This is a genomic window from Pseudomonas sp. MD195_PC81_125 (genome assembly GCF_014060985.1).
Lineage (GTDB): Bacteria > Pseudomonadota > Gammaproteobacteria > Pseudomonadales > Pseudomonadaceae > Aquipseudomonas > Aquipseudomonas parakoreensis.
Genome location: NZ_JABULD010000187.1, coordinates 1 through 3456 on the forward strand (window position 1 = coordinate 1; position 3456 = coordinate 3456).

The 3456-nt window shown below is 61.5% G+C and carries 4 protein-coding genes and 1 pseudogene; 2 read left to right on the forward strand and 3 right to left on the reverse strand.

What is annotated here, in order from left to right; all coding sequences use genetic code 11:
• Positions 1-111 precede the first annotated feature (111 nt).
• The 3 genes from HT737_RS07990 to HT737_RS08000 are packed head-to-tail and all read right to left on the reverse strand — an operon-like array spanning position 112 to position 2144.
• Complete coding sequence (locus HT737_RS07990; protein ID WP_182402123.1) at positions 112-1341, reverse strand: RNA polymerase sigma factor; 1230 nt, start codon at positions 1339-1341, stop codon at positions 112-114.
• Positions 1334-1678 carry a YciI family protein gene (locus HT737_RS07995; protein WP_003227360.1) on the reverse strand — a complete coding sequence of 115 codons (345 nt, stop codon included), beginning with the start codon at positions 1676-1678 and terminating at the stop codon, positions 1334-1336. Before HT737_RS07995 ends, HT737_RS07990 begins: the two co-directional genes overlap by 8 nt.
• 40 nt (positions 1679-1718) lie before the next feature.
• Positions 1719-2144: a nuclear transport factor 2 family protein gene (locus HT737_RS08000; RefSeq protein WP_182402125.1), complete on the reverse strand. Its 426-nt coding sequence runs from the start codon at positions 2142-2144 to the stop codon at positions 1719-1721.
• A 141-nt stretch (positions 2145-2285) separates the two neighbouring features.
• Here HT737_RS08000 and HT737_RS08005 point away from each other — a divergent pair.
• Both HT737_RS08005 and HT737_RS08010 read left to right on the forward strand, forming a co-directional pair.
• Positions 2286-2772 (forward strand): annotated as a pseudogene (locus HT737_RS08005) (GNAT family N-acetyltransferase).
• Between the two features lie 18 nt (positions 2773-2790).
• Entirely contained in the window at positions 2791-3396 is a 606-nt protein-coding gene (locus HT737_RS08010; RefSeq protein WP_182402127.1) for a pyridoxamine 5'-phosphate oxidase family protein, read from the forward strand.
• The last annotated feature ends 60 nt before the right edge of the window (positions 3397-3456 follow it).

Sequence of the window (3456 nt, forward strand, 5' to 3'; positions counted from 1 at the left end):
CAAGCCAGCTCCCACAAGTACCGAGGTGTTCATTAACTTTGTGTACGGCGCAGACACTGTGGGAGCTGGCTTGCCAGCGATGAGGCCGGCACTGCCAATGAATTCCCCGGATCAATCCAGTTCGCTCAGCCGCCCCTCGATAAACCGCCGCTCCGGCTCCTGCCGGGTCAGTTCCAGTGCTCGCCGGTACGCCGCCCGCGCCTGCTCTACCCGACCCAACTGCCGACAAAATTCCGCCCGCGCCGAATGCGCGAGGTGGTAATCCTGCAATTCGCCGCGATCCAGAATCCCTTCGATCAGCGTCAGCCCGGCCACCGCCCCATCACGCTTGGCCACCGCCACGGCGCGGTTCAATTCGATCACCGGCGACGGCACTGCGCGCAACAGCACGTCGTAGAGGCCAACGATCTGCTGCCAATCCGTTTGCGCCGCTGACGGCGCTTCGGCATGCACCGCAGCAATCGCCGCTTGCAGGCAATACGGACCGAATCGTCGCGTACTCAGCGCGCGTTCGATCAGCCTGCAACCTTCGGCAATCAGCCCGGCATCCCAGCGCGAGCGGTCCTGGTCGTCCAGCAGAATCAGCTCCCCGCTTGGCGAGCTGCGCGCAGACCGTCGCGACTCGTGCAGCAGCATCAATGCCAACAACCCCATAACCTCCGGCTCCGGCAGCAATTCCATCAGCAACCGCCCGAGCCGGATCGCCTCGCGGGTCAGATCCTCGCGGGTCAATTCAGCGCCCATCGACGCCGAATAGCCTTCGTTGAACACCAGATAAATCACCCGCAACACACTGTCGAGGCGCTCCGGCAACTCGTTCAGGCTCGGCACTTGATAAGGGATTCTGGCGTCGCGAATCTTCGCCTTCGCGCGCACGATGCGCTGGGCAATCGCCGCCGGAGCCGAAAGAAACGCGCGGGCGATTTCCTCGGTGGTCAGGTCGCAGACTTCACGCAAGGTCAGCGGCACTTGCGCATCCGCCGCCAAGGCCGGGTGACAGCAGGTGAAGATCAGCCGCAGGCGGTCGTCTTCCACGTCTTCGCCACTCCAGTCGGCCTGTTCCAGCTCTTCGAGCTGCGCGAGCAACAGCGGCTGCGAGGCCTTGAAGCGGGCGCGGCGGCGCAACACATCGATGGCCTTGAAACGCCCGGTGGACACTAGCCAGGTGCGCGGATTGTCGGGCACACCGTCGCGCTGCCAGCGCTCGACCGCGACGAAGAACGCCTCGTGCAAGGCTTCTTCGGCGAGATCGAAATCGCCGAGCAGGCGAATCAGGGTTGCCAGAATCCGCCGCGAGTCTTCGCGATAGACCTGCTCGACCCGCGCCCGGACTTCAGACATTCAACTGCCGCACCGGACGCACTTCGACGCTGCCGACCCGGGCCGCCGGAATGTGGCCGGCGACCTGAATCGCTTCGTTCAGATCCTTGGCATCGATCAGATAAAACCCGGCCAGTTGCTCCTTGGTTTCAGCGAACGGGCCATCGGTAATCGACAGCTTGCCGTTGCGCATGCGCACCGTGGTCGCAGTCTGCACCGACTCCAGCGCTTCGGCGGCAACCATCCGCCCGCTGCCCTGAATCGACTCGGCATAGGCCCAGCACTCGGCGTCTTCCGGGCTGTCGGGCGAGGTGTGTAGCAGGCGCTCATCGCTGTAGACCAGGCATAAATACTTCATGGCTTTCTCCTGAATCGAACGGATCAACTATGGCTGAAGATCAGGGTTGCACATCGAACAGCGTGCTGCCGCTCATCGGATCGAACGGCGCCGACCAGTGCTCGTGGACAATCTTCCACGTCCCGCCCACTGGCCGATAACACGCAGTAGCGCGCATCCAGCAGCTCTGGGTTTCGCCCTTGTCGTTGGTCCCCCCGCAATGCGTGACCCAATGGGCGAAAGCGAGGTTGTCGGCGGTCTCGATGGCGATCTCGTGGAACTCGAAAACGTGCGGGCCGGGGCACATTTCCATGCAGGCTTCCCAGTGCGCGCGATAAGCCGCCTTGCCCTTGAATTGCAGGGCCTTGATCGCATCGAACGAGACGATGTCGTCAGCGTACAACGCCATGACTTTGTCGACATTCTTGGTCATCACCGCTTCGCGATAAGTGTTGATCAGGGCCTGGATTTCAGTGTGTGCGCTCATGGTGTTCTCCGTAGTTTTTGTAGTGAAGACACCCTTAGTCGTTCGGCCATCGGGCAGATCGACAGACGAAACAAAAAAATTCCGCCGAAGACAAAATCGCTAGAATCCGAGGCTCACCTTTGTAGGAAAAAGGAAATTCCCGTGTCAGCCCAACTCGTGCCGTACGACAGCCTGAACGCCTTGCAGCGTCAGCAGGTCGAGGCGATTGAAATCCATCCCGAGCAGATCAAGTTTTCCGGCGACATTCACGGTGCGTTGCACACGCTGCTGTCCAAACCTGGCCCCGGCGTGAAAGGCTTTGCCCTGCTGGCCGATCAAGTGCCGGTGGCGTTCCTGCTGCTCAAGCGCCCGCCGGTGTTGCCGGCCTGGGCCGATGAACACAGCGCCACCCTGCACGCCTTGCAGGTCGATCACCGCGCGCAAGGCAAGGGGGTATGGCAAGGCCTGCCTGCAAGCGTTGCCCGACGTCGCGCGTGAAGCATGGCCGGAGATCAAAGGGCTGGAACTGTCGGTGGATGCCGATAACGACGCGGCGATCGCGCTGTACGCCAAACACGGTTTCGTCGACAGCGGCGAAGCGTACAAGGGCCGGATCGGTTACGAGCGGCGCATGGGGCTGTTTTTCTAAATCATCGAGGGATGCACGATGATCGATTCAATCGAAGCACTGGAAGCTATTTACGGCCTGCCCCACGAGCGCGCGGTGCGTAAGCAGATCGGTTTTCTCAACGAGGATTATCAGGCGATGGTGCGGGTCTCGCCGCTGGTGATCGTCAGCTCGGTGGGCGCCGACGGCCTCGACAATTCGCCACGCGGCGATGCGCCGGGATTTGTCCGGATCATTGACCAGAACACCCTGGCGCTGCCGGATCGCCCGGGCAACAACCGCATCGATACCTTGCGCAATGTGCTGCAGGATCCACGGGTGTCGCTGCTGTTCATCATTCCGGGGATCGGCGAAACCTTGCGGGTCAACGGCACCGCGACCATCAGCGCCGATCCCGAACTGCTGGATAGCTTTGCGGTGAACGGCAAACCGGCGAAAACGGTGTTGCTGGTGACGGTAGAGGCGGCGTTTTTCCATTGTTCGAAAGCGTTTGTGCGTTCGGACGCGTGGAACCCCGAGACTCACCTGCCGCGCTCGGCGCTGCCCTCTGCCGGTGCATTTCACAAGCGTCTGAATGATGGGCAATTCGATGCCGAGACCTACGATCGCGAAGCACCGAAGCGGGTAATCGACACCCTCTACTGATCCACCACCGACCCCTTTGTAGGAGCTGCCGCAGGCTGCGATCTTTTGATTCTTGATCTT

Bases quoted from the DNA above. Each gene is read 5' to 3' on its own strand.
- HT737_RS07990 (WP_182402123.1), bottom strand. From the start codon at position 1,341: ATGTCTGAAGTCCGGGCGCGGGTCGAGCAGGTCTATCGCGAAGACTCG.
- HT737_RS07995 (WP_003227360.1), bottom strand. From the start codon at position 1,678: ATGAAGTATTTATGCCTGGTCTACAGCGATGAGCGCCTGCTACACACC.
- HT737_RS08000 (WP_182402125.1), bottom strand. From the start codon at position 2,144: ATGAGCGCACACACTGAAATCCAGGCCCTGATCAACACTTATCGCGAA.
- HT737_RS08010 (WP_182402127.1), top strand. From the start codon at position 2,791: ATGATCGATTCAATCGAAGCACTGGAAGCTATTTACGGCCTGCCCCAC.